The following is a 22,989-nucleotide window of genomic DNA, read 5'->3' on the forward strand; positions in this document are numbered from 1 at the left end:
GTTTTCACAGCATGTAAAGGAGTGGGCACCAGTGAAAGGGATAAAAGTTCTTCTCTGCATCGTGCTCGTTATTATCCTAGCTGGTTGTTGGGATCGAAAAGAACTAAACGATTTGGCGATTGCTGTCGGGATCGGTATTGATAAAGTGCAAGGAGGCTATCAAGTTTCCGTTCAAGTAGTAGACCCGGCAGAGGTCGCGGCCAACAAAGGGAAGCCGGGACGTTCACCCGTTACACTCTTTACCATGAACGCTCCGACCATCTTTGAGGCTGTGCGTAAAATGACCACGGTATCTCCACGTAAAATATACATGGCGCATACCAGGATGCTCATATTTGGCGAGGAGGTGGCCAGGGAAGGGATCTCTCCAATCACTGATTTTGTCTCACGCGACCATGAGTTTCGAACTGATTTTTATATCGCGGTAGCTAGAGGAACAACGGCCCGCAATATCTTGAAAGTGATCACACCGCTTGAACAAATTCCTTCCACAGAAATGTTTGCTTCTTTGGAGACATCTTCCAAGGTATGGGCGCCTACGGCAGCAGTTACGATGGATCAATTGATTACCGACTTTACGAGCAAGGGAAAGCAAGCAGTATTGACAGGTATCCGCACGGCTGGGCCAGGAAGTGAGGGAGACGAACGAAAAAATGTTGAAGAAATAGATACACCTGTCCTGCTTCAATACACGACATTGGCTACTTTCCGGGAGGATAAGCTGATCACCTGGCTGAGTGAAGCGGACAGCAAAGCGTATAGTTACATTACAGGCAAAGTAAAAAGCACAGTTGGAAGCATGCCTTGCAAGGGGGGAGGACTCTTGACGATGGAAGTCATGCACGCCGACGCCAAAATCGAGGCTACCATGAAAAATGGTGCGCCTGGAATCATCGTTCACATCGGTTTGGAAAATGATATTGGGGAAGTGCAATGCAAACTCGATCTGACTGATAAGGATACGATCAAGGAGCTGGAAAAAGAGGCGGAAAAATCAATGGAAGCGTTGGCGACAAAAGCAATTGCCAATGCCAAGAAAAATGGAGTAGACATCTATGGATTCGGCGAAGCGATCCATCGAAAATACCCGAAAGTATGGAAGAAGATAGAGAGCAAATGGGAAAAGGAATTTACCAAGCTACCTGTACATGTCATAGCTGATGTGAAAATCAGACGTTTAGGAACCATCAATAATGCCTTTGATGAAAAGTGATTTTGTAACAGGATCAGGGGGAGTCTGCATGTCGACATTTGCTGTCATCGTTGTATCCATAATCGTTTGTGCATACGAACTGCCCCGATTGATGCGGAAGCGGCAACGCAAAGAGATTGCTGTCTTTCTCGGGTTGCTTGTCATCAGTGTTGGCTTGTACGCAGGATCTGAAAAAGGGGTTGTCCCCAATCCTGTTTATTGGATGGAAATGGTTTACAAGCCGGTATACGACGGAGTCATGACATGGCTGAAGTAAACGAGGGGCATACTGAGTACACCCCCAGTAAAGGAGAGTAAATAGACGTGGACGGTCTTTTGATGAAGCTGCTCGTTAGTCCGGTGTTGGTCGTTTTGGCAGATGCTCTCTTTCCAGAAGTGAATTTCGCAAATCTATATCAGTCTGTCGGAGTCGGATTTGTTTTGGCAGTCGCCGGATATTTTTTGGATAGGGCGATTCTTACATCAGGGAGTCTTTGGCTGACGACCATGTTTGACTTGATTATCGGCTTTTTGATCGTTTATGGAAGTATTGTGTTTTTGCCGACGGCTCAAATCGCTGCAATCGGGGCCGGTTTTGTTGCGATATTTTTTGGTGTAGCGGAATATATCCAACATGTTTGGCTGATACGCACAGGACGAACGGAAAGTGTATAGTGTTTAATGAGCAAACACACTCCTTACAGGGGTGTGTTCTTTTATGCATAAAATAAAACATCACGATCGCTTTGTCACGATTCGCTCAATCCATGACCACGGAAGCCAATTTTTTGCGGCGATCGTGAGCGCCACGCCTCGGCCAACCGGGTAGCGAAATCGTGGCTTGGGAGTGGTAGCCGCATGGACAATCGTCGAGATGACTGCGTCGGGAGCAGGTGCCTTTTCGATGATCGCTTCTACGTGACGCATCAGTTGTTTCATTTGGGAAGCGTATGCAGAGGCTTCATCAAGCTGTTGGTCTTGCATACTTTTCTCCCAGATTGCTGTGCGAAAGGAGCCGGGCTCAACAAGGACGACTTGAACCTGAAAGGGGAGCATTTCAAGTCGAAGCGATTCACTGAAGCCTTCCACTGCATGCTTGGATGCGGCATACGGCGAGAGACCAGGGAATCCAAATCGCCCACTGATGCTACTTACGTTAATAATTCGTCCAGATTGTTGCTGCCGCATATGAGGCAAGACTGCCCGAGTGACATCGATCAGTCCGAACACATTTACATCAAACTGCTTGCGCCATTCCTCAGAAGAGACTTCCTCAGCAAAGCCACCCAACGCATAGCCGGCATTGTTCACCAACAGATCAATGCGCCCATGCTTTGCAATGATAGAGGAGATCGCATCCTGAATTTGTTCCGGAAGCGTAACATCAAGGGAAATGACTTCCAGATGCTCGGGATCTATATGCAAGCTTGCCAGTTTGTCAAGAGGGTCTCTTTTTGCTAGATCACGCATAGCAGCAATTACCTGAAAACCAGCCTTGACTAAAGCGACTGATGCGTGCTTACCAAAGCCACTTGAGGTACCAGTGACTAGTGCAATTGGTCTTTTTTGCATGAAATTCTCCTTTTATATGGTTGTAATGGTAGGATTTAACTGCAAAGTTCACAAATTTGTTCATAAATTTGTTAACAAAATCATAACAAATAGCCTTTGTATTAAGGAAAATTTATGTATACTTAAATGGTTACCACGCTTGGGTAGAAGTGTGCAATACTGCCCCTTACTTTCCTGTTTGTTTTTGGAATGGCTGCTAATACTTTTCCTGTTTGGGTATTATAGTTGTGGAAAGTATTGAATGCGATTTCTTTATTCAGATAGAAAAGTACGAAAACTTCTAGTTGTAGGCGTGGCTAGAACGTTACCAACACGAAGAAAGAGGGGTTCACTGGTATGAAGGGTTGGCAACAGTATTGGCGTCAGTTTTCCCTGTTTGCTCTGCTGGCGCTAGTGTTAACCGGGTGTGGCAAAGATGAGCTCTCAGCTCTCAAGCCCTCTGGTCCGGTAGCTGCTATGCAGTTTGACCTGATGAAGCTGTCCTCCGCTATCATGATCGGCGTCTTCATTGTCGTTATGGCGATCTTTACGTACGTCCTTATCCGTTATCGTAAGCGTCCCGGACAGCAAGGCATTCCTAAGCAGGTCGAAGGAAATCATGCACTTGAAATTCTTTGGACGGTCATTCCTTTCTTGCTCCTTATCATCATGGCGATTCCAACTGTTACTACCGGTTTCGCACTGCACAAGGAGTATCCAAAAGAGGAAGCAGTTCAAGTAAAGGTTACCGCTCACCAATTCTGGTGGGAATTCGAGTATCCTGATCTTGGCGTAGCAACTGCACAAGACTTGGTATTGCCAGTTGGCAAAAAGGTTCAATTCGTATTATCAGCGTCTGATGTTAAGCATGCATTCTGGATTCCTGCATTGGGCGGTAAAATCGATACGAACCCAGGGCAAGAAAACAAAATGTGGTTGCAAGCAGACAAAACAGGCATTTACTACGGTAAATGTGCGGAGCTCTGTGGAGCGTCCCACGCCTTGATGGACTTCAAGGTAGAAGTAAAAGAACAAGCAGATTTTGACACTTGGGTAGCTAACATGAAGGGCGTTCAGGCAAAAGAACCTGTAACGGCAACTTCTCCACTGGCTGCAGAAGGTCAACAAATCTTCGATAAGAGCTGTTTGGGATGTCACGCTGTGGCAGGTAAAGGCGGTAAGATGGGTCCAAACCTGACTAACTTTGCAGATCGCGAACGTGTAGCAGGTATCAAAGCACATACGCCTGAAAACATTGCAGAGTGGCTGAAAGACCCGCAAAAAATGAAGCCAGGCAACAAAATGCCTAACCTCAATCTCGAAGAAAACCAAGTGAAAGCGCTTGTAGAGTACATGGAGACATTGAGCGTAAGCGAGAAAAAGTAAAGTAAAGCCTCATAAAACTTATTGCATTGACAATCGTCATAGGCAGTGACGCTTAAAAAGGAGGTAAACCCGTGTCTGCACATGCTTCTCATGCACCAAATCGCTCGGGGCTGTGGGATTATCTTACGACAGTGGACCATAAGAAAATTGCGATCCTGTATCTGATTGCTGGTGGAATTTTCTTCTTGGCCGGTGGTTTGGAAGCCCTGCTGATTCGTTTGCAGTTGATGTACCCAGAGATTCAATTGGTTGGTGCCAAGACGTTTAACGAATTAATTACGATGCACGGCACCACGATGATTTTCTTGGCAGTAATGCCGATCATTTTTGCTTTGATGAACGCGATTGTTCCCCTTCAAATCGGTGCACGCGACGTAGCATTCCCGTTTGTTAACGCACTCGGATTCTGGCTATTCTTCTTCGGGGGAGTGCTACTGAACACAAGCTGGTTCTTGGGTGGCGCACCTGATGCTGGTTGGACATCGTATACAACTTTGGCTTTGAATCAATACAGTGGAATCGGCGTAGACTTCTACGTACTCGGTTTGCAAATTGCCGGTCTCGGAACGCTGATTGGTGGTATTAACTTCTTGGTTACGATCATCAACATGCGTGCTCCAGGTATGACATTCATGCGTATGCCAATGTTCACCTGGTCGTCCTTTATTACATCCGGTTTGATCCTCTTCGCATTCCCTGCGATTACGGTTGGTTTGGTTCTGTTGATGTTTGACCGTTTGTTCGGCGGAAACTTTTTCAACCCTGACGCAGGTGGTAACGTTGTTATCTGGGAGCACTTGTTCTGGATCTTCGGTCACCCCGAAGTATACATTTTGATTCTCCCAGCATTCGGTATCATTTCTGAAGTGGTTTCTACATTCTCAAGAAAGCGTCTGTTTGGTTACAGCTCCATGGTATTTGCAACTGCGCTGATCGGTTTCTTGGGCTTCATGGTGTGGGCTCACCACATGTTCACAACAGGTTTGGGTGCAATTGCCAACACACTGTTTGGACTTGCAACCATGTTGATTGCTGTTCCTACAGGTATCAAAATCTTTAACTGGCTGTTGACTATGTGGGGCGGTCAAATCCGCTTCCCTACCGCAAACCTGTTTGCAGTAGGCTTTATTCCAACATTTACAATTGGTGGTATGACAGGGGTTATGCTTGCGGTTCCGCCGGCTGACTACCAATACCATGACAGTTATTTCGTAGTTGCTCACTTCCACTACGTTATCGTAGGGGGTCTCGTATTCGGTCTCTTCGCTGGTCTTTACTACTGGTGGCCGAAAATGTTCGGTAAAATGCTGAACGAAACAATTGGTAAATGGAACTTCTGGACGTTCTTCATTGGTTTCCACCTTACCTTCTTCCCGCAACACTTCCTGGGTCTGATGGGGATGCCGCGTCGCGTCTTTACATACCTCAAAGATCAGAACCTGGATATGGGGAACTTTATCAGTACGATTGGTGCATTTGGTATGACGATCGGTACCATCCTATTCTTGATCAACGTAGTCGTTGCAGCGAAAAGCTCCAAACGCGCTCCTGCAGATCCATGGGATGGACGTTCTCTGGAGTGGTCCATTCCTTCGCCGCCACCAGAATACAACTTTGTTCAAACTCCTCTCGTTCGTGGTTTGGATGCGTTGTGGGTGGAGAAGATGGCTGGTAACAAAGGTATGACACCAGCAGAACCAATCGGTGACATTCACATGCCATCACCATCGTTCCTGCCATTCTTGATGTCTCTCGGTCTGTTCATTGCAGGTTATGGCTTTATCTACCACAACTACGTGGTAGTAGTTATTGGATTGCTCTTTACACTGGGTTGCATGTTTACCCGTTCTGTGAAAGACGATCCAGGTTATCACATTCATGAGGACGAACTCGAAGAGAAAGGGGTTAAGGCTTAATGGCTAACCATCATGCACATGCAGTATTGCCTGACGAACCGGAAAAAGCCACCCTTGAAGGCAAGAATAAAGTTCTTGGCTTCTGGCTCTTCCTCGGTGGGGAGACAGTTCTCTTCGGTTCCTTGTTTGCAACATTTATCGCTCTTCGTGATCAGGCAAATGGTGGACCAACATCCCAATCGTTGTTTGACATGAATCTCGTTGCCGTGGCAACACTTCTCTTGCTTACCAGCTCGATGACAAGTGTTATGGCTACGCTGGCTCTGCACAGGAAAGACCTGAAGAAGATTCAGCTTTGGCTGACCATCACTGTATTGCTCGGTCTCGGCTTCCTTGCTTTGGAGATTTACGAGTTTGTACACTATGTGAATGAAGGACTGAAAATGTCAACGAGTGCATTCTCATCTGCCTTCTACACATTGGTTGGATTCCACGGAGCTCACGTAGCGTTCGGGATTAGCTGGATCATCCTTTTGCAAGTATCTGCGACGAAAAAGGGCCTGACGGTAGTAACTGCACCGAAGTTCTATCTGGCATGTCTGTACTGGCACTTTATCGACGTTGTATGGGTATTCATCTTTACCGTGGTATATCTCATGGGTATGATCGGTGGAAAGGTGGGATAATCTATGGGAGCACAAGCTCATAATGAAGAGGTACGCAAGCCGAAAGTCAAACACGAGGGTCCGAAAAGACACCTAGTTGCTTTCATCGGATCTCTTGTATTGACTGCACTGGCATTCATTGCAGTGGCGTATGAAGCAATTCCATCAGGTTTTACCGTACCATTCATCGTTGCTTTGGCCTTCGTTCAAGCGTTCTTCCAGCTGTATGTCTGGATGCACATGGATCAAAAAGGTCATGAGTTTGCACGTATCAGTATTTTTGCAGGGTTATTCGTAATCCTGTTGGCAATTTTCGTCTTTATTTTCTGGGTTTGGGTCTAGGAAGTGGAGCGAATAGAAGAGGACAGACATTGGGTCTGTCCTCTTTTTTTGCGTTTTAAAGAGCTGTAGTGGAGGGGAAGAAGCGAATTTCCAGTCTACGCTTCGGAAAAAATGGCGGGAGCGCTTCAAACGTAGAAGTCTCAATGAGGTAGTCCATAAGTGAAGCTGAGATTCCCCGCCATTTTTTCCGGAGCTAGGTCGGGCTCCAGAGGCGTTTGACTGGAAATTCGCTTCTTCCCACGTGGCTTTTATTAAGCACGGAAAAAGTTAATTCAAGGAAGTCTCACTGAAAAACCCCGAACAAGTGCGAAGTGAGGATACAGGCGACTGGAAAACATGTGGCAGGGCTTTCCCCGAGCAACAAAAGCTGGAAGACCGCCATCAAAGCATATTCTGTCAGCCTTTTCCCAGTCATAAAGATGAAGAGAAGGGAGGATACAAACCGGCAGAGTTTTCTTGCTTTTTGAAAAATACTTGCACCTGTCACAAAGGCTTTATATAATAAAAATATTAACATGCGTTAAAATAACGTTATATGAATTAGGCGTCACACATTACAACTATAATCTGAGGAAAGCAGGGATCATGATGGTGAAATTGGTAGCAATTTATCGCAAGCCCGAAGATATCGATGCTTTTGACAAGCATTATTTCGAGGTACATGGCCCATTGGCAGAGAAAATGCCTGGCTTAATCAAAATGGAAGTGAGCAAAATTTACGGAACACCAATGGGAGAATCCGACCTGCATCTGATGGCAGAAATGTACTTTGAATCAAAAGAAGCTTTGATGGAAGCGTTGTCATCCCCAGAAGGTCGTGCAGCAGGAAAAGACCTCCGTGGTTTCGCTGGACCAATTGTGTCCATGCATTTTGCAGAAGTAGTTTAATCATGACTACGAAAAGATTGATAGACGAACAAGCGCTTCATCAGAAGCATTACGCAGAGATTTGTGAGAAGCTAAAGCAAGATCCATTTGCACAATTTTTGGGCATCAAGCTGATTGAGCTGGGAGAAGGAACGGCGACTGCGGAAGTCACAGTTGCCGAGCATATGCTGAATGCGCACGGCACCGCTCATGGCGCAATCATCTTCTCCCTGGCAGACTTTGTTTTTGCAGCGGCCTGTAATTCCTATGGCAAAACGTCTGTAGCACTGTCGATGAACATCGGATTTTTGGCTGCTGCCATGAAAGGGAATCGCTTGGTGGCAACCGCGACCGAAGAGAAGAAAAACAATCGCACAGCCTGGTACCGCATCCGCGTAGAAACCGAGCATGGCTTGGTAGCGACACTGGATGCACTGGCTTACCGGAAAAGTGATTACTTCGTCGAAATCGACGAAAACGAATAACTGACAGCGAAAATAAAACGGAGAAAGGATGCCAAAAGCCATGTGCTTAGGCTCCTTTCACTGTTTCAAGACGATACGAGAAAGGGGGCAAAGATGTCAGTGGAGATCCGTAATCGATTCAACCACTACCTGGGCATAGAAGTTGTGCACCGAGATGAACAGGGCTGTAAGGTAGCACTGAAAATTCGCCCCGAGCTGTTCAATAGCATCGAAGGTGTCGTACACGGAGGCGTTACGGCGACATTAGCCGATGTGGCAATGGGGCATGGGGCAGCACCTCATGTGGATGGTGTACAGCAATGTGTGACGGTGGAGAGCAAGATTCAATACCTGCATCCGGCTCGCGGTGAGGTACTCGAGGCACAATCTCATGTATTGAAACAAGGAAAAAGCTTGATCGTGATGGAAGCACGCGTGACTTGTGATGGCAAGCTTGTGGCTTTTGCTACCGGCACGTATGCGCGGGTTAACCCGCCTGCACAAGGAGGACGTTGATGATGGAAGAGAGCGTTCGCTTTGAACGTGAAGGACATATAGGACTGATTACGCTAAATCGCCCAGATGAGCTGAATGCGCTGAACTACGATACATTGGAGCGTCTGGGGAACTTGATTGAGCAGGTGCGTTTGGATGCAAAAGAGATTCGCGTTGTCATCGTGAAGGCAGAAGGGCGAGCGTTTAGTGCAGGGGCAGATTTGAAGGAGCGCCGCACACTGACGGAACAGCAGGTACGCCGCAATGTTCGCAAAATCCGCGATGTATTTACTGCGTTGGAGAGGCTTCCGCAGCCGACCATTGCTATGATCAACGGATTTGCTTTTGGCGGGGGCTTTGAGCTGGCACTGGCTTGTGATTTCCGCTATGCCGTCACAGACGCCAAAATGGGTCTGACAGAGGTGAGCTTGGGCATCATTCCTGGTGCGGGTGGTACGCAGCGGTTGTCTCGCTTGATCGGCCCCTCCAAGGCAAAGGAGCTGATCCTGACTGCACGACGCATCCAAGCGCAGGAAGCGTATCAAATCGGTTTTGTAAATACTGTTGCAAAAGATACGGAGGAGCTGCGTGAGCTGGCAATGGGGCTGGCGAACGAGATTTTGGCAAATGCTCCGCTGGCGGTTTATCAGGCAAAATCAGCCATTGATCGTGGAAGCAGTGTCGATTTGCAGACAGGTCTAGATATCGAAACCATGTGTTATGAAGTGATTATTCCCACGACAGATCGTCTGGAAGCATTGGAAGCCTTTCGCGAAAAGCGAAAACCAGTTTTTAAGGGCGAGTAACATTTTCAAACAAGTACTCCTACCGAGTCATAACGCAAGGGAATGAGGGAAGCGACATGATCTTTAATACAGAAATGGAAACGCTACCAAGAGAGAAAATGACGGAACTACAACTGGCACGCTTGAAAGAAACGGTCAAACGCGTATACGAGCGCGTCCCTTTCCACACAAAAACATTCAATGAGGCTGGTGTGAAACCAGAAGATATTCAATCGATCGAAGACATACAGAAGATTCCATTTATGAAAAAGACAGATTTGCGAGAAAATTATCCGTTCAACCTGTTTGCAGTCGAAATGAAGGAAGTAGCACGCATTCACGGTTCATCCGGGACAAAAGGAAAACCGACTGTTGTCGGCTACACCAAAAAAGATCTGGAGAATTGGGCGGAGATCGTGGCGCGCGCCATTTGCTGTGCGGGCGGAGAGCCAGGAGACATTTTCCATAACGCGTATGGCTACGGCCTTTTTACAGGTGGTTTGGGTTTGCACAACGGCATCGAGCACATGGGCGCAGTCGCGGTGCCAGTATCCGGTGGCAACACCTCCCGTCAAATTACGTTGATCGAGGACTTCAAGCCACGTGGCATTGCAGCAACGCCATCCTATGTCCTCAACATCGTGGAAGAGATGAAAAAGCAAGGAATCGATCCACGTGAGACGAGTGTCAAATACGGGATTTTTGGTGCAGAGCCGTGGTCGGAAGAAATGCGCGTACAGCTGGAGCAAGAGCTCGACATTAAAGCGGTGGACATTTACGGGCTGAGCGAAGTGATGGGGCCAGGCGTTTCCATTGAATGTCATGAAGTGCAGGATGGCCTGCATATCGCAGAAGACCATTTCTACGCAGAAATTATCGATCCGAGTACTGGAGAAGTGCTCCCATATGGACAAGAAGGCGAGCTCGTATTCACGTCGCTGACGAAAGAAGCATTCCCTGTTGTGCGCTACCGCACCGGTGATATCGCTTCCCTCAATCCTGAGCCCTGTAAGTGCGGACGGACAACCATGCGGATGTCGCGCATCAAAGGGCGTGTAGATGACATGCTCATTATTCGCGGGGTCAATGTATTTCCGACAGAGATCGAATCCGTTTTGCTTACGTTCAACCAATTGGCTCCACACTATCAGGTCGTCATTGAACGTGACGGTGCCCTCGACCGATTTGAGGTGCACTGCGAGCTGACACCAGCATATGCAAATGAGATCAGTGGAAATGACAGCTCTGCTCTCTCGCCATTGGTGAAAGAAATTTGCCATCACATCAAAAATACGTTGGGCGTGTCTGTGGTACTGCGAGTGCAACCACCGAATTCCTTGAAGCGTAGCGAAGGAAAAGCGATTCGTGTCGTGGATAACCGGAACAAATCACAGGCAGCTATTTAAACCAGCTCCTGTAAAAAAAGGGTGTGACAGTTCATGGCCTATGAATATATTAGCGTAGCCAGTGAAGATGGTGTCGGTATCATTACGCTGAATCGACCGAAGATTCTAAACGCACTGAATTTGCAGCTCGTAGACGAATTGGTTGAACAGCTGGAGCAAATGGACCGCGACCCGGATATTCGGGTGATCATCCTGACTGGCAATGCGAGGGCGTTCGCAGCGGGTGCCGACATTAATGAAATGGCGGAAGCATCAGCCATCGACATCATGAAGCGCAATCAGTTCGCGGTTTGGGATCGCATTTCACTCATCTCCAAGCCGATTATTGGTGCTATCAGCGGCTTTGTGCTCGGTGGTGGCTGTGAATTAATGATGAACTGCGATATTGTGATCGCTTCGGAAACAGCCGTCATTGGTCAACCGGAAATCAAGCTTGGAGTCATGCCTGGGGCTGGTGGTACACAGCGTCTGACACGTGTGGTAGGTGAGAGAAAAGCATTGGAGATGTTGCTCACAGGTGAACCGATTTCGGCCAAAGAAGCGTTGAAATACGGACTGGTCAATCGGGTAGTGCCAGTGGAGGCGTACTATCAGGAAGCGCTCAAGCTGGCGAAGCAAATTGCCCAGCAGCCGCCGCTCGCGGTACAGGTCATCAAAAAAGCCGTGTACAAAGCTGGTGATCTTCCCCTTCAGGAGGGAATGGATTACGAGCGAAACAGTTTTTATCTTCTTTTGGCAAGCGAAGATCGAAAAGAAGGCATGCAAGCTTTTCTGGAGAAGCGCAAACCCCGTTTTACGGGAAATTAGGAGGCGGCCATGTACGAAACGATTCTTTATGAAGTGTCAGAAGGCGTAGCAGTAGTGACCTTGAACCGTCCGGACAAATTCAATGCGTTCACAGCCGTCATGAACAAGGAAATCACCGATGCATTGAAGCAAGCGCAGAAGGATGCGGATGTGCGCTGCATCGTTCTTACCGGAGCAGGGCGGGCGTTCAATGCGGGTCAGGATCTCAGTGACGTTTCTGGAGGAGGAGATGTGGATTACGGTGGTTTCTTGCGGGATCGCTATAATCCAATGATCCTTCAATTTCAAAAAACAGAGAAGCCGATCATTGCAGCAGTAAACGGTGTAGCAGCAGGTGCAGGCATGAGTGTTGCGCTAGCGTGCGATATTCGCCTGGCTTCGGAAAAGGCATCCTTCGTCAATGCTTTCGTCAACATCGGGCTCGTTCCAGATTCGGGAGGCTGCTACTTCCTGCCGCGTATCGTCGGGATCGGCAAGGCGTTGGAGCTGGCGATGACAGGGGAAAAGGTATCTGCTGAGGAAGCACTGCGAATTGGATTGGCCAATCAGGTGTACCCTGCCGAGAGCTTCATGGAGGATGCGTTGGCGTATGCGCGTAAGCTGGCGTCATTGCCGACGAAGGGGATTGGTTTAATGAAGCGCACGATGTACAAAGGGCTTGAGATGGGGTTGGAAGAGACCTTGGAATATGAAGCTTTTGCACAAGAGGCGGCTGGCAGCACAGCGGATCATAAGGAAGGGGTCACCGCTTTTATGGAAAAGCGTGCGCCTCTTTTTACAGGCCGTTAGAGGCGAAGGGAGGCAAGCCCAAGTGAGTATAAAAACAGTAGGCGTCATCGGGGCGGGAACGATGGGAGCGGGGATCGCTCTCGTCTGTGCTCGTAAAGGACATCAGGTCATGCTGCTGGATGCAAATCAGGCGGTGCTGGACAAAGCGCTTGTCTATTTGGAATCGATCCTGACAAAAGACGTGGAGAAAAACAAAATCAGTGAACAAGAAATGACAGAGACGCTAGAGCTGGTCCATCTCGTATCGGAAATAGAGCAGTTGGCAGACTGCGATATCGTCATCGAAGCAGTGCCAGAGCGTCTTGATTTGAAAAAAAGCATTTTCAGTCAGCTTTGTGGGATTTGTAGAGAGGATGCCCTTTTACTAACGAATACTTCCTCCATCTCGATTACGGAGATTGCAGGAGGGCTTTCGCATCCAGAGCGCATTCTCGGATTTCATTTTTTCAATCCGGCACCCGTCATGCCCTTGGTTGAGGTTATTCGCGGGAAAAAATCGAGCGAGGAAAATGTGGAGGTGGCGTATCGATTTGCGCAAGAGTTGGGCAAGGTGCCTGTTTTGGTAACGGACACTCCTGGCTTTATCGTCAATCGAATCGCACGACCTTACTATAATGAAGCATTGCGCATCCTGGGCGATCATGTGGCAGGTGTGGAGCAGATTGACCGCATCATGAAGCTGGCTGGCGGATTCAAAATGGGACCGTTTGAGCTGCAAGACATGATCGGCATCGACATCAATTTTGCCACCACCAAATCGGTCTATACCGACTTCTTCCATGAAGGACGATTTAAGCCTAGCCGGATTCAGCAACAAATGGTTCAATCCGGCAGCTTGGGCAGAAAGACGGGGGAAGGCTTCTATGACTACAACAAATAAGGCTGTATTGCTTGTGGGCACAAGCCCGCTGTACGCAGAGTTGAATCATTTGATGGTTGAAAGAGGCTACCAGGTGCTTACGCTTGCAGAAGCGATGGTTGAACCTGAGCTGATTGAATTGGCTGTGGAAGTAAATAGCGTCGATTTGCAGGCGAAAAAGAGGCAGGTACGAGAGCTGGATGACCTATTGCCACCAAACGTACCGATCATCACGACTTCGCTCGCGATTACAGCGACGGAGGTAGCGTCATGGACACAGCATCCTGAACGTGTTTGCGGATTTGGAACGCTCGTGCCCTTGGTTGAACGGGAGCTGATTGAGATTGCCCCTGCCCTGCAAACGGAGCTGGAAACGATTCAAGCAACAGAAGGCTTCTTTCAATCACTCGGGAAAGAGACGGAGACCGTAAACGATGAGGTAGGTCTCGTGTTCCCACGCATTTTAACACTCATTATCAACGAGGCTACCTTTACGCTGATGGAAAAAGCAGCAACCGCTACCGATATCGATATCGCGATGAAAAAAGGCACCAACTACCCATACGGCCCTCTTGAATGGGCAGATCGTATCGGGTTGGATGAGATTTTTGCGATATCGAGAGGCTTGCAGCGCGACATGGCCGAGGAGCGTTATCGCACAGCGCCGCTATTACGCAAGCTGGTGCTGGCTGGGCGTGTCGGTGTACGCAGTGGGCAAGGCTTTTACACGTACGAAGATAAAGTGGGTGTAGAGGCATGAGGTTGACTAACAAGGAGGTGTACGTAGCAGCAGCAGTACGTACACCAATCGGCAAGCTGGGCGGAAGCCTGAAGAACACCCCCATCGACGACCTGACAGCTATTGTCTTGAATGGAGCGCTTGCGAAGGCAGGACAATCCGGTGAGATTGTTGATGGGGTCATCATGGGAAACGTCATATCGGCCGGGCCGTTTATTAACATTGCACGCGTTGGTTTGTTGAAAGCAGGGCTTCCTGACACCATACCTGGACTGACTGTGAATCGGGTGTGTGCATCCGGGCTAGAGGCAGTCAATTTGGCTGCGCAGTCCATCCAGGCAGGACATAGTCAGGTCATGCTGGCAGGCGGTGTAGAGAATTTGACTCGTTCACCGTACATCATGGAAAAATTCGAGCAGCCGTATCAACGTGGGGGACAGATGCTGATCGAGTCTTTTGGCGGACCGCGTTCTGCTCCTGTCTCGCTTTATGGCGATCTGACCATGGGAGATACAGCGGAAAACGTGGCGGAGCAATTCGGCATCAGTCGCGAGGATCAGGATCGGTTTGCAGCAGAGAGCCAGTCTCGGGCTATCAATGCTATCGATGCAGGTCTGTTCCGCGACGAGATCATTCCCATCACGTTAAAAGGGAAAAAAGGGGAAGAAACGCTGTTTGATACGGATGAATTCCCAAGAAGGGATTCTAGTGTGGAGTCATTGTCCAAGTTGCGACCTGCCTTCCGAAAAGATGGTAGCGTCACGGCAGGCAACTCCTCCGGTATCAACGATGGGGCAGCGACCTTGCTTTTGATGAATGAAGAAATGCTGCAACAGACAGGCGTCGCGCCTTTAGGACGCATTGTTCATTTTGTCAGTGCTGGTGTTGATCCGCGCATTATGGGCATTGGGCCGGTCGCTGCGATTCGTAAGCTGCTCGCAGAAACGAACATGACTGTAGATCAAATTGATCTATTTGAGTTAAATGAAGCTTTTGCTTCTCAGTCACTCGCCTGCATGCGCGAGCTGGGACTGGACCCTTTGAAAACGAATGTAAACGGTGGAGCAATCGCGTTGGGTCATCCACTTGGAATGAGCGGTGCCCGACTGGCAGGTACGATTCTTTTCGAGCTGAGACGTCGCCAAAAGAAATACGGAATCGTTTCGTTGTGCATAGGCGGCGGTCAAGGATTGGCCACGTTAGTAGAAGCGCTATAGAAAAAAAGCCTTAGTGTATGGGAGGAGTGGAAGAATGAGTACACCTGTCATCATAGATGCTGTGCGCACGCCAATCGGCCGTATTGGTGGTGCGTTGAAGGATGTGCGCCCGGATGATCTGGGCGCATTGGTGATTCAAAAGCTGCTGGAACGCAACTCTATCGATCCGAAGACGATTGATGATGTCATCATGGGGTGTGCCAATCAGGCTGGGGAGGACAACCGCAATGTCGCGCGTATGTCACTTCTGTTGGCGGGACTACCTGTCGAGGTGCCGGGAGTGACAGTGAACCGTCTGTGCGGCTCAGGTCTGGAGGCTGTGAACCAAAGCGCGAATGCAATCAAAGCCGGAGCAGGTCATGTCTATATCGCGGGCGGGACAGAGAGCATGACACGCTCTCCGCTGGTGATGATGAAGCCTGGCACGGCTTTTCAGCGCGGCAATCAGCAGTTGGTCGATACGACGTTGGGCTGGCGATTGGTTAACGAAAAAATGAAAGAGATGTATCCGCCGATCAGCTTGGGGGAAACAGCGGAGAAGGTAGCGGAGCAATACGGCATTAGCCGTGAAGCACAGGATGAGTTTGCCTTGCGAAGTCAGCAAAATTACGCACGTGCCTTAGCAGAAGGAAAGTGGGATGCCGAGATCGTTCCCGTAGAACTGATAGGTCGCAAAGGCGAGGTTACGCTGTTTGAACACGATGAGCATGCACGTCCAGAGACGACCATCGAACAGCTCCAAAAGCTGAAACCAGCATTCCAAGCAGATGGCAGTGTCACAGCAGGCAACTCCAGCGGTCTAAACGATGGAGCCTGCGCTATGCTCATCATGGAACAGGAAGCGTCTCTTGCAGCCGGCTTGAAGCCTCGTGCAAGAATCGTTGCATCCGCAGTCGCAGGTGTCGATCCATCCGTGATGGGAATTGGGCCTGTACCTGCTACGCGAAAAGTACTGAAACAGGCAGGCTTGTCGCTTGCGCAGATTGATCTATTCGAATTCAACGAGGCTTTTGCGGCGCAGGCAGTGGCGAGCGTACGTGAGCTGGGCGTCAATCCTGATCTGGTCAACGTAAATGGCGGAGCGATTGCTTTGGGCCATCCGCTCGGGTGTAGCGGAGCGCGCATCCTTACTACTCTTCTGTATGAAATGGAGCGTCGTGATGCCCGTTACGGTTTGGCTGCGATGTGCATTGGAGTTGGACAAGGAATTGCGACGATTATCGAGCGTGTGTAGCTTGGGCAGATAGGGAGGCAGGTACTCTTGATAGATAGACTGCAGCCGGGGACGACGGAAGAATTTACTGTGACAGTGACAAAGGACATGCTGCCTGTTTTTGAGGGTCAAGTTGTGCATCCCGTGATGTCGACAGTCAGCATGATTTATTACATGGAATGGGCGGGAAGACGCGTCATTTTACCGTATCTGGAAGCCGATGAAGAGGGCTCGGGATTTGCTGTAGACATCAAGCACGTCGGCCCAGCAGTGATTTGTCAGGAGGTCACGTTCCGAGCTACCTGTGTGCAGGTTACCGAAAAACGCGTAGTGTGCGAAGTTACGGCGGACACTACGCGTAATCGTGTAGGGCTCGGGACGTTCGTCCAAGCCATCTTTAAAAAGGACGAGATCAAGCGTCGTTTTGAGGCCTTGCAAGCAGAGATCATTCAGGAAGTAAATGGGAATAAATAAATATGACAGAATAAATTGACTCTTTTAAAATGTTTTACTATAATTACGTTTAAATTACGTTATACGATTTTATCGTCATATACTCTCGATCGATTCACGCACTTCCTACAGAATATGGTACAATTTCACACAGCATATAGGTATGAATCGATTTGGGGGTAGAAGAAACGTGAAGCCACAATCCATGCTTTTTACAATTTACGGGGAATACGTCCGCCATTATGGAAGCGAAATCTGGATTGGTAGTCTGACCAAGCTGATGGGGGAATTCGGACTGTCGGAGCCGGCTGTTCGTGCAGCAATCTCTCGGATGCTTCGCCAAGGCTGGCTGGAATCGCGAAAAGTAGGGAACCGCAGCTTCTACTCGGTATCCGAGCGTGGCAAAAAGCGGCTGGAAGAAGCAGCGGCACGTATTTATAAGGTCGAGACAGATGTGTGGGACGGCATGTGGTGCATTGCCAGCTACAACATCCCAGAGGAGCGTCGAGCGCTGCGGGATCAACTGCGCAAGGAGCTGGGCTGGATGGGCTTCGGGATGCTGACGACCAGCACATGGATCAGCCCGAATAACCTCAGTGATCGCGTGAAGGACCTGACGGAAGCACACGAGATTACGGAGTATGTCGAGATTTTTACATCAGAGCATATGGGCTGGAGCAATCCGAAGCAACTCGTGCAGAAATGCTGGGATATCGATGAAATCAATGAAAAATACAAGGCCTTCATCGATGCCTACCGAGGAGAATACGAGCAGCTTTCAGCAAAACTCAGCAATGGGGAAGAGGTTCCAGACAGCCATTGCTTCGTGGAGAAGACAAAGCTCGTCCACCAATACCGCAAGTTCTTGTTCATCGATCCTGATTTGCCGCAGGAATTGTTGCCAGAGCTGTGGTTGGGCAAAGAGGCGGATCAGTTGTTCCAAAATTACTACCAGTTATTGAATCCAGGGGCAGTACGATTCTTCGAGACCGTGTATGAAGCTGCGCCATCCGCATAGGCGATAGCTGCGAAGGAAAGGCCCTAGCACGTCTAGGGTCTTTTTCATTCAATTATTTTTCCATTATTTAAAATGTAAGCGTTTTACTTGGGTGTAATTTGGTGGACGCGAAACAAGGGGGTACAGCACGAATATGACGGAATTGCTACAGTACGTTGCAAACGGCCTCGTCAGTGGCGGGATTTACGCGATCGTAGCGGTTGGTTTCATCACGATTTACAACGTAAGCAAGGTGATTAATCTGGCGCAGGGTGAATTTTTGATGCTGGGCGGAATGGTCACGGTTGCCTTGATTGGCATGAATCTTCCATATGGGTTGGCGGCATTGCTCGCGATCCTCCTGGTCACCTTGATCGGTGTTTTGATGCAGAAATATGTAATCGCTTACGTCAAAAAGGCTAATCCAATTAGTTTGATTATTTTGACGATAGGAATCTCGACACTCATTCGCGGCATTGCCAGCTTTATTTGGGGAAAAGATGCGTTTGCACTCGAACCGATTACGAGCAATGAGCCGATCTCGATTGGCGGCGTGATGATCGCACAACAAAGTATCTGGATTTTGGCTGCTGTTCTTATCATTCTTTTTCTACTTTGGTACTTGATGGACAAGACGATTCTCGGTAAAAAAATTAACGCCTGTTCGGTCAACCCGATGGCAGCTCGCCTGATGGGGATTAGCCCGACAAAGATGAGTATGCTGGCCTTTGCCATCAGTGGAGCGACAGGAGCGATTGCAGGAATCGTGATCGCACCGCTTTCCGTAACCTCCTACGATATAGGCGTGCTGCTCGGAATCAAAGGCTTTTCCGCAGCCATTCTTGGCGGACTGGGAAATCCATTGGGAGCAGCCGTAGCCGCCTTTTTACTCGGGATCGTCGAGTCGCTTGGAGCTGGTTACATCAGCTCGGGTATGAAGGACGCGATCGCCTTTCTGGTGTTGATCGGCATGCTGTTGATTAAGCCATCCGGCATCTTTGGAGAACGCAGCGTTGGAAAAGGAGGGCTATGATGAAGCAAATCATCGATAAGTGGGGCAAAAGCATAGGAATCTACCTGTTTTTGATGATTCTTTTCCCATTCGTTATGCCAGATGAATACTATCGATCTGTCGGAATTATTATCGGTCTTCAAGCAATCGTAACCATCGGGCTATGCCTCGTGATGGGGCTGGCTGGACAAATTTCGCTGGGGCAAGCCTCGTTTTGGGGGATAGGTGCCTATACCTCGGCTGTATTGACGACGAAGTACGGTCTGCCGCCATTTGTCGGACTCATCGCCGCTGCGGTTGTTCCGGGGTTATTCGCCTTTATCCTCGGGCGGGCGATAGCGGGGCTGCAAGGCTACTACCTCGCGATGGCAACGCTCGCATTTGGCTACATCGTCCAGATCGGGATTACGGAATGGGAGTCGGTCACGGGGGGAGCAAACGGGATGATCAGTATTCCCCAGATGACTTTCTTTGGTGGAAGCGAGCTATCCATGTACTTTCTGATTTGGGGAGTCGTCACCTGTGTGCTGCTCTTCTCGCTCAACCTATTGAATTCACGCGTCGGCCGAGCGTTTCGGGCAATTCACAAAAGTGAGATTGCCGCGACCTCGATGGGAATTGATGTCCGCAAGTTCAAGCTGAATGCCTTTGTAGTAAGCGGCATGTTCGCTGGTATTTCCGGTGGCTTATACGCCCATTACATGGGAATTCTCGATCCGCAGCCGTTCGGACTGCACGAGTCGATCAAGTTTCTCACGATGGTCGTCATCGGCGGGATGACAAGCATCTGGGGCGCTTTGATCGGGACGATCCTGATTGGCTTTATCAGTGAAGGGCTGATCCTCTTGAGTGAAGTGGTGCCGGGCTTGCAGGGGGATGTGGACACGATTGTATTCGGTGCGATTCTCGTGCTGTTCATCATGTTCATGCCAGAAGGATTGGTTCCGCGCATCCGGTCTGCTTTCGAAAAAGGGCAGGCGAAAAAGGCGAAGGCCATGGCTGACGAAGCACAGCGAAAGCAGCAGGTGGAAAGGAAGGCTGCAACATGACAACACTTTTGGATGTGCAAAAGCTCTCTCGTGATTTTGGCGGCGTACGGGCAGTGAATCAAGTAGATTTTCAGGTGCGGGAAGGAGAGATTCTCGCGCTGATCGGTCCGAACGGCGCTGGGAAAAGCACCGTGCTCAACATGGTGTCGGGTGTGATCCCGCCTTCAGAAGGAGAGATTCGCTTCAGCAGCCAGCCGTTGACAAGTGTGCAAGGCTATGAATATGCCGGATTGGGCATCACGCGAACCTTTCAAAACCTCCAGACCTTTGACGATATGACCGTCTTGGAAAACGTGATGGTCGGCATGCATACGAAGACAAGCGCGAGTCTCTTTTCCTGCGGCATGAATCTGGCAAAGTCTCGTATGGAAGAGAAGCATATGCAGGAGCAAGCACAGACATGGATAGAGAATGTAGGACTGGCAGAGGAAGCGTCCTCGCTGGCTGGGAGCTTGCCATACGGGAAGCTGCGGCTGATGGAGATTGCCCGCGCAATGATAGCCCAGCCGCGGCTACTCTTGTTGGATGAGCCTGCTGCGGGTCTGAATCATACTGAGACGGCGGAGATGAGCCGCATGTTTTGCGAGATTCGCGACAACGGAACGGCTATTTTGCTAGTGGAGCATGACATGGATATGATCATGACGATTGCAGACCGCATCGTTGTATTGGATCAAGGATCAAAAATCGCAGAAGGAACCCCGCGTGAGATTCAGGAGAACCCGCGAGTAATTGCGGCGTATCTGGGTGCAGAATGAAGCGCGAAAGAGGTGGACAAACATGGGGAAGGCAGTCCTTACAGTAGACAACATCACGGCTCGCTACGGACCGGTGGAAGTGTTGCACGGCATTACTCTGCAAGTGAACGAAGGCGAGATCGTCTCTCTGTTAGGTGCAAATGGGGCAGGCAAAACAACGCTCTTGAACTGTATTTGCGGTCTGCACGGAGACAAGGAAGGCAAGATTTGGTTTCGTGACGCGGACATTACGCGGGTTCCTGCGGAGCTGGTAGTACCGCGTGGCATGGCGCATGTACCGGAGCGCAGACAAATTTTTTCGACGCTGACTGTAGAGGACAATTTGTGGCTGGGTGCTTCGCATCGGATGCCCAAGACGAGCAAAAAGGAAATTGCCAAAGAAATGGAGACGGTGTACGAGCGTTTTCCCATTTTGGCAGAGCGGAAGTGGCAGCTCGGGGGAACGCTTTCCGGGGGGCAACAGCAGATGCTCGCAATAGGCAGGGCGCTCTTGTCTCGACCGCAGCTTCTTTTGTTGGACGAGCCTTCGCTAGGATTGGCTCCACTGATTGCCAAAGAAATCCTGACGATTGTGCAGGAGATTCGCTCGGAGTGGGGCACCACGGTGCTGTTGGTTGAGCAAAATGCTCGCGCAGCGCTCGCGATTTCCGATCGGGCATACGTACTGAGTACAGGAACCGTCATGCTGGAAGGAAAGGCAGACGAGATTAGCAATGACCCGCGTGTGCAATCTGCTTATTTGGGGAGCTCCCACGAGGCAGTGTAGCCAATAGCAGTTTGACTAAGATAGACACATACATTTGAGGGGGTACACCCATGAAAAAACGAACATTCAAAAAATGGCTATTTCCAGCAGCAGTCGCTTCGCTCGTTTTCTTGAGTGCCTGTGGAGGCGGCGCAACGCCAGCAGCAGAGTCAGGTACTGGTGGCGCCAGCAAGGACCCGATCAAGGTCGGCGCTATTTTCTCGCTGACTGGTCCGAACAGTCCCCTCGGCGTACCGGAGAAGCAAGCGGTAGAGCTGTTGGTAAAAGAAATCAACGGTGCTGGCGGAGTAGATGGTCGACCGTTGGAAGTCATTTTTGAAGACGACAAGTCTGACAATACGGAAGCGGTAAAAGCAATCAAAAAGCTCGCTTCGAAAGAAAAGGTCGTAGCTGTACTCGGCTCCTCAGGCAGTGGTCCGTCTCTCGGGATGGCTGAATATGCCGCAGCAGAAAAGCTCCCGCTGATTTCGATGGCAGCCGCAGATCAAATCACCAATCCAGTTCGTGCAGGCATCTACAAAACGCCGCACACGGACGTACACGGAACGAAGCGCATCTTCAAATATTTGAAGGAAAAAGGCATTACGAAAATTGCTACGCTCAATGACAGCAATCCATACGGAAGTGGCTGGACCACGCAATTGCAAAAATATGCGCCCGAATACGGCATCACGATTGTAGCCGAGGAAAAGTATGGCACAAAAGATCCGTCCATGAGCTCCCAATTGACCAAGATCAAAGGGACTGATGCGCAGGCACTGATTGTGGCTGGTACGAATCCAGGACCCGCTACGATTGTGAAGGAAGCCAAGCAACTGAACCTCACTATTCCGATCATTAGCAGCCATGGCTCTGCGAATAGTAAATTCCTCGAACTGATTGGAGACGCAGGTGAGGGTGTCCTGATGGTAGCTGGAAAACTGCTCATCCCTGAACAAGTAGCTGCAGACGATCCGCAATCTGCCATCATCAAAAAATTCGTGGATGGCTATCAAGCTGCCTATAATACACAGCCAGACGGCTTCGCGGGATACGGATACGACGGCTTGAATTTGCTCGTGGAAGGCTTGAAGCAAGCAGGCGGCGACACCTCCAAACTGGGCGAAGTATTGGAAAAGGCGAAATACGTAGGGGTAACCGGAGAATTCAAGTTCACGGCTGATGATCATAACGGTCTGACAGAAGACAGCATGATCATGGTTGAAGTGAAGGATGGAAAATTCCAGCTCGTTAAATAAGTGAAAGAAGTCAGTTCCCTCCGCGTCGTGAAGAAGAATGCGGGGGGAATCGTTGTTTTCATTATAAGGGTAGGAGGATCATG

At 49.4% G+C, this 22,989-nt stretch carries 26 protein-coding genes; 25 read left to right on the forward strand and 1 reads right to left on the reverse strand.

All coding sequences use genetic code 11. From position 1 onward, the window contains the following. Positions 1–31: 31 nt before the first annotated feature. Genes ACQ5DJ_RS04225 through ACQ5DJ_RS04235 form a run of 3 tightly spaced genes read left to right on the forward strand, consistent with a single transcriptional unit; the run spans position 32 to position 1,867 of the window. Entirely contained in the window at positions 32–1,213 is a 1,182-nt protein-coding gene (locus tag ACQ5DJ_RS04225) for a Ger(x)C family spore germination protein (protein ID WP_429841339.1), read from the forward strand. 28 nt (positions 1,214–1,241) lie between these two features. Next, positions 1,242–1,469 carry a hypothetical protein gene (locus ACQ5DJ_RS04230; RefSeq protein ID WP_429841340.1) on the forward strand — a complete coding sequence of 76 codons (228 nt, stop codon included), beginning with the start codon at positions 1,242–1,244 and terminating at the stop codon, positions 1,467–1,469. A 47-nt stretch (positions 1,470–1,516) separates the two neighbouring features. Continuing rightward, the gene (locus ACQ5DJ_RS04235) at positions 1,517–1,867 is read left to right on the forward strand and encodes a DUF2512 family protein (protein ID WP_017251586.1); all 351 of its coding nucleotides are present in this window, start codon (positions 1,517–1,519) and stop codon (positions 1,865–1,867) included. 60 nt (positions 1,868–1,927) lie between these two features. On the opposite strand, the gene ACQ5DJ_RS04240 is transcribed toward ACQ5DJ_RS04235, so the two are convergent. Then, complete coding sequence (locus ACQ5DJ_RS04240) at positions 1,928–2,764, reverse strand: oxidoreductase (protein WP_429841341.1); 837 nt, start codon at positions 2,762–2,764, stop codon at positions 1,928–1,930. Between the two features lie 336 nt (positions 2,765–3,100). Here ACQ5DJ_RS04240 and coxB point away from each other — a divergent pair, with 336 nt between their 5' ends. The 22 genes from coxB to ACQ5DJ_RS04350 all read left to right on the forward strand — a co-directional run bounded on the left by coxB (position 3,101) and on the right by ACQ5DJ_RS04350 (position 22,906). Then, positions 3,101–4,129, forward strand: coding sequence for a cytochrome c oxidase subunit II (coxB, locus tag ACQ5DJ_RS04245; RefSeq protein WP_429841342.1), 1,029 nt, complete (start codon positions 3,101–3,103; stop codon positions 4,127–4,129). A gap of 71 nt (positions 4,130–4,200) precedes the next feature. Next, positions 4,201–6,045: a cytochrome c oxidase subunit I gene (gene ctaD, locus ACQ5DJ_RS04250; protein ID WP_429841343.1), complete on the forward strand. Its 1,845-nt coding sequence runs from the start codon at positions 4,201–4,203 to the stop codon at positions 6,043–6,045. After that, a complete protein-coding gene (locus ACQ5DJ_RS04255) occupies positions 6,045–6,671 on the forward strand; it encodes a cytochrome c oxidase subunit 3 (RefSeq protein WP_429841344.1) in 627 nt (208 codons plus the stop codon). The genes ctaD and ACQ5DJ_RS04255 overlap by 1 nt, the downstream gene beginning before the upstream one ends. 3 nt (positions 6,672–6,674) lie before the next feature. Further along, complete coding sequence (locus tag ACQ5DJ_RS04260; RefSeq protein ID WP_106834647.1) at positions 6,675–6,992, forward strand: cytochrome C oxidase subunit IV family protein; 318 nt, start codon at positions 6,675–6,677, stop codon at positions 6,990–6,992. A gap of 588 nt (positions 6,993–7,580) precedes the next feature. Further along, complete coding sequence (locus ACQ5DJ_RS04265; RefSeq protein WP_007723387.1) at positions 7,581–7,880, forward strand: EthD family reductase; 300 nt, start codon at positions 7,581–7,583, stop codon at positions 7,878–7,880. Positions 7,881–7,882: 2 nt separating this feature from the next. Next, a complete protein-coding gene (locus ACQ5DJ_RS04270) occupies positions 7,883–8,344 on the forward strand; it encodes a PaaI family thioesterase (RefSeq protein ID WP_048034722.1) in 462 nt (153 codons plus the stop codon). Positions 8,345–8,437: 93 nt separating this feature from the next. After that, positions 8,438–8,839, forward strand: a complete 402-nt coding sequence (locus ACQ5DJ_RS04275) for a PaaI family thioesterase (RefSeq protein WP_016741459.1) — start codon at positions 8,438–8,440, stop codon at positions 8,837–8,839. Next, positions 8,839–9,624, forward strand: a complete 786-nt coding sequence (locus ACQ5DJ_RS04280; RefSeq protein WP_429841345.1) for an enoyl-CoA hydratase-related protein — start codon at positions 8,839–8,841, stop codon at positions 9,622–9,624. The genes ACQ5DJ_RS04275 and ACQ5DJ_RS04280 overlap by 1 nt, the downstream gene beginning before the upstream one ends. Before the next feature lie 56 nt (positions 9,625–9,680). Next, the gene (paaK, locus tag ACQ5DJ_RS04285) at positions 9,681–11,009 is read left to right on the forward strand and encodes a phenylacetate--CoA ligase PaaK (RefSeq protein WP_429841346.1); all 1,329 of its coding nucleotides are present in this window, start codon (positions 9,681–9,683) and stop codon (positions 11,007–11,009) included. A 33-nt stretch (positions 11,010–11,042) separates the two neighbouring features. Continuing rightward, positions 11,043–11,816: an enoyl-CoA hydratase-related protein gene (locus ACQ5DJ_RS04290; protein WP_429841347.1), complete on the forward strand. Its 774-nt coding sequence runs from the start codon at positions 11,043–11,045 to the stop codon at positions 11,814–11,816. 9 nt (positions 11,817–11,825) lie between these two features. Next, complete coding sequence (locus ACQ5DJ_RS04295; RefSeq protein ID WP_429841348.1) at positions 11,826–12,605, forward strand: enoyl-CoA hydratase-related protein; 780 nt, start codon at positions 11,826–11,828, stop codon at positions 12,603–12,605. Between the two features lie 22 nt (positions 12,606–12,627). Continuing rightward, positions 12,628–13,485, forward strand: a complete 858-nt coding sequence (locus tag ACQ5DJ_RS04300) for a 3-hydroxyacyl-CoA dehydrogenase family protein (RefSeq protein WP_429841349.1) — start codon at positions 12,628–12,630, stop codon at positions 13,483–13,485. Continuing rightward, the gene (locus ACQ5DJ_RS04305; RefSeq protein WP_429841350.1) at positions 13,469–14,224 is read left to right on the forward strand and encodes a 3-hydroxyacyl-CoA dehydrogenase family protein; all 756 of its coding nucleotides are present in this window, start codon (positions 13,469–13,471) and stop codon (positions 14,222–14,224) included. The genes ACQ5DJ_RS04300 and ACQ5DJ_RS04305 overlap by 17 nt, the downstream gene beginning before the upstream one ends. Further along, on the forward strand, positions 14,221–15,420 hold the full coding sequence (locus ACQ5DJ_RS04310; RefSeq protein ID WP_429841351.1) for a thiolase family protein: 1,200 nt from the start codon (positions 14,221–14,223) through the stop codon (positions 15,418–15,420). The genes ACQ5DJ_RS04305 and ACQ5DJ_RS04310 overlap by 4 nt, the downstream gene beginning before the upstream one ends. Positions 15,421–15,454: 34 nt before the next feature. Then, the gene (locus tag ACQ5DJ_RS04315) at positions 15,455–16,654 is read left to right on the forward strand and encodes a thiolase family protein (protein ID WP_429841352.1); all 1,200 of its coding nucleotides are present in this window, start codon (positions 15,455–15,457) and stop codon (positions 16,652–16,654) included. A 27-nt stretch (positions 16,655–16,681) separates the two neighbouring features. After that, a complete protein-coding gene (locus ACQ5DJ_RS04320) occupies positions 16,682–17,107 on the forward strand; it encodes a thioesterase family protein (RefSeq protein ID WP_429841353.1) in 426 nt (141 codons plus the stop codon). A 169-nt stretch (positions 17,108–17,276) separates the two neighbouring features. Next, entirely contained in the window at positions 17,277–18,104 is an 828-nt protein-coding gene (gene paaX, locus ACQ5DJ_RS04325; RefSeq protein ID WP_429841354.1) for a phenylacetic acid degradation operon negative regulatory protein PaaX, read from the forward strand. Positions 18,105–18,237: 133 nt separating this feature from the next. Beyond that, a complete protein-coding gene (locus ACQ5DJ_RS04330) occupies positions 18,238–19,116 on the forward strand; it encodes a branched-chain amino acid ABC transporter permease (protein ID WP_017251567.1) in 879 nt (292 codons plus the stop codon). Then, a complete protein-coding gene (locus ACQ5DJ_RS04335; protein WP_429841355.1) occupies positions 19,113–20,144 on the forward strand; it encodes a branched-chain amino acid ABC transporter permease in 1,032 nt (343 codons plus the stop codon). The genes ACQ5DJ_RS04330 and ACQ5DJ_RS04335 overlap by 4 nt, the downstream gene beginning before the upstream one ends. Beyond that, positions 20,141–20,902 carry an ABC transporter ATP-binding protein gene (locus ACQ5DJ_RS04340; protein ID WP_429841356.1) on the forward strand — a complete coding sequence of 254 codons (762 nt, stop codon included), beginning with the start codon at positions 20,141–20,143 and terminating at the stop codon, positions 20,900–20,902. The genes ACQ5DJ_RS04335 and ACQ5DJ_RS04340 overlap by 4 nt, the downstream gene beginning before the upstream one ends. A 22-nt stretch (positions 20,903–20,924) precedes the next feature. Continuing rightward, the gene (locus tag ACQ5DJ_RS04345; RefSeq protein ID WP_017251564.1) at positions 20,925–21,668 is read left to right on the forward strand and encodes an ABC transporter ATP-binding protein; all 744 of its coding nucleotides are present in this window, start codon (positions 20,925–20,927) and stop codon (positions 21,666–21,668) included. A 50-nt stretch (positions 21,669–21,718) separates the two neighbouring features. Further along, a complete protein-coding gene (locus ACQ5DJ_RS04350; RefSeq protein ID WP_429841357.1) occupies positions 21,719–22,906 on the forward strand; it encodes an ABC transporter substrate-binding protein in 1,188 nt (395 codons plus the stop codon). The last annotated feature ends 83 nt before the right edge of the window (positions 22,907–22,989 follow it).

It is taken from the genome of Brevibacillus sp. FIR094 (assembly GCF_050477165.1).
Taxonomy (GTDB): Bacteria; Bacillota; Bacilli; order Brevibacillales; family Brevibacillaceae; genus Brevibacillus.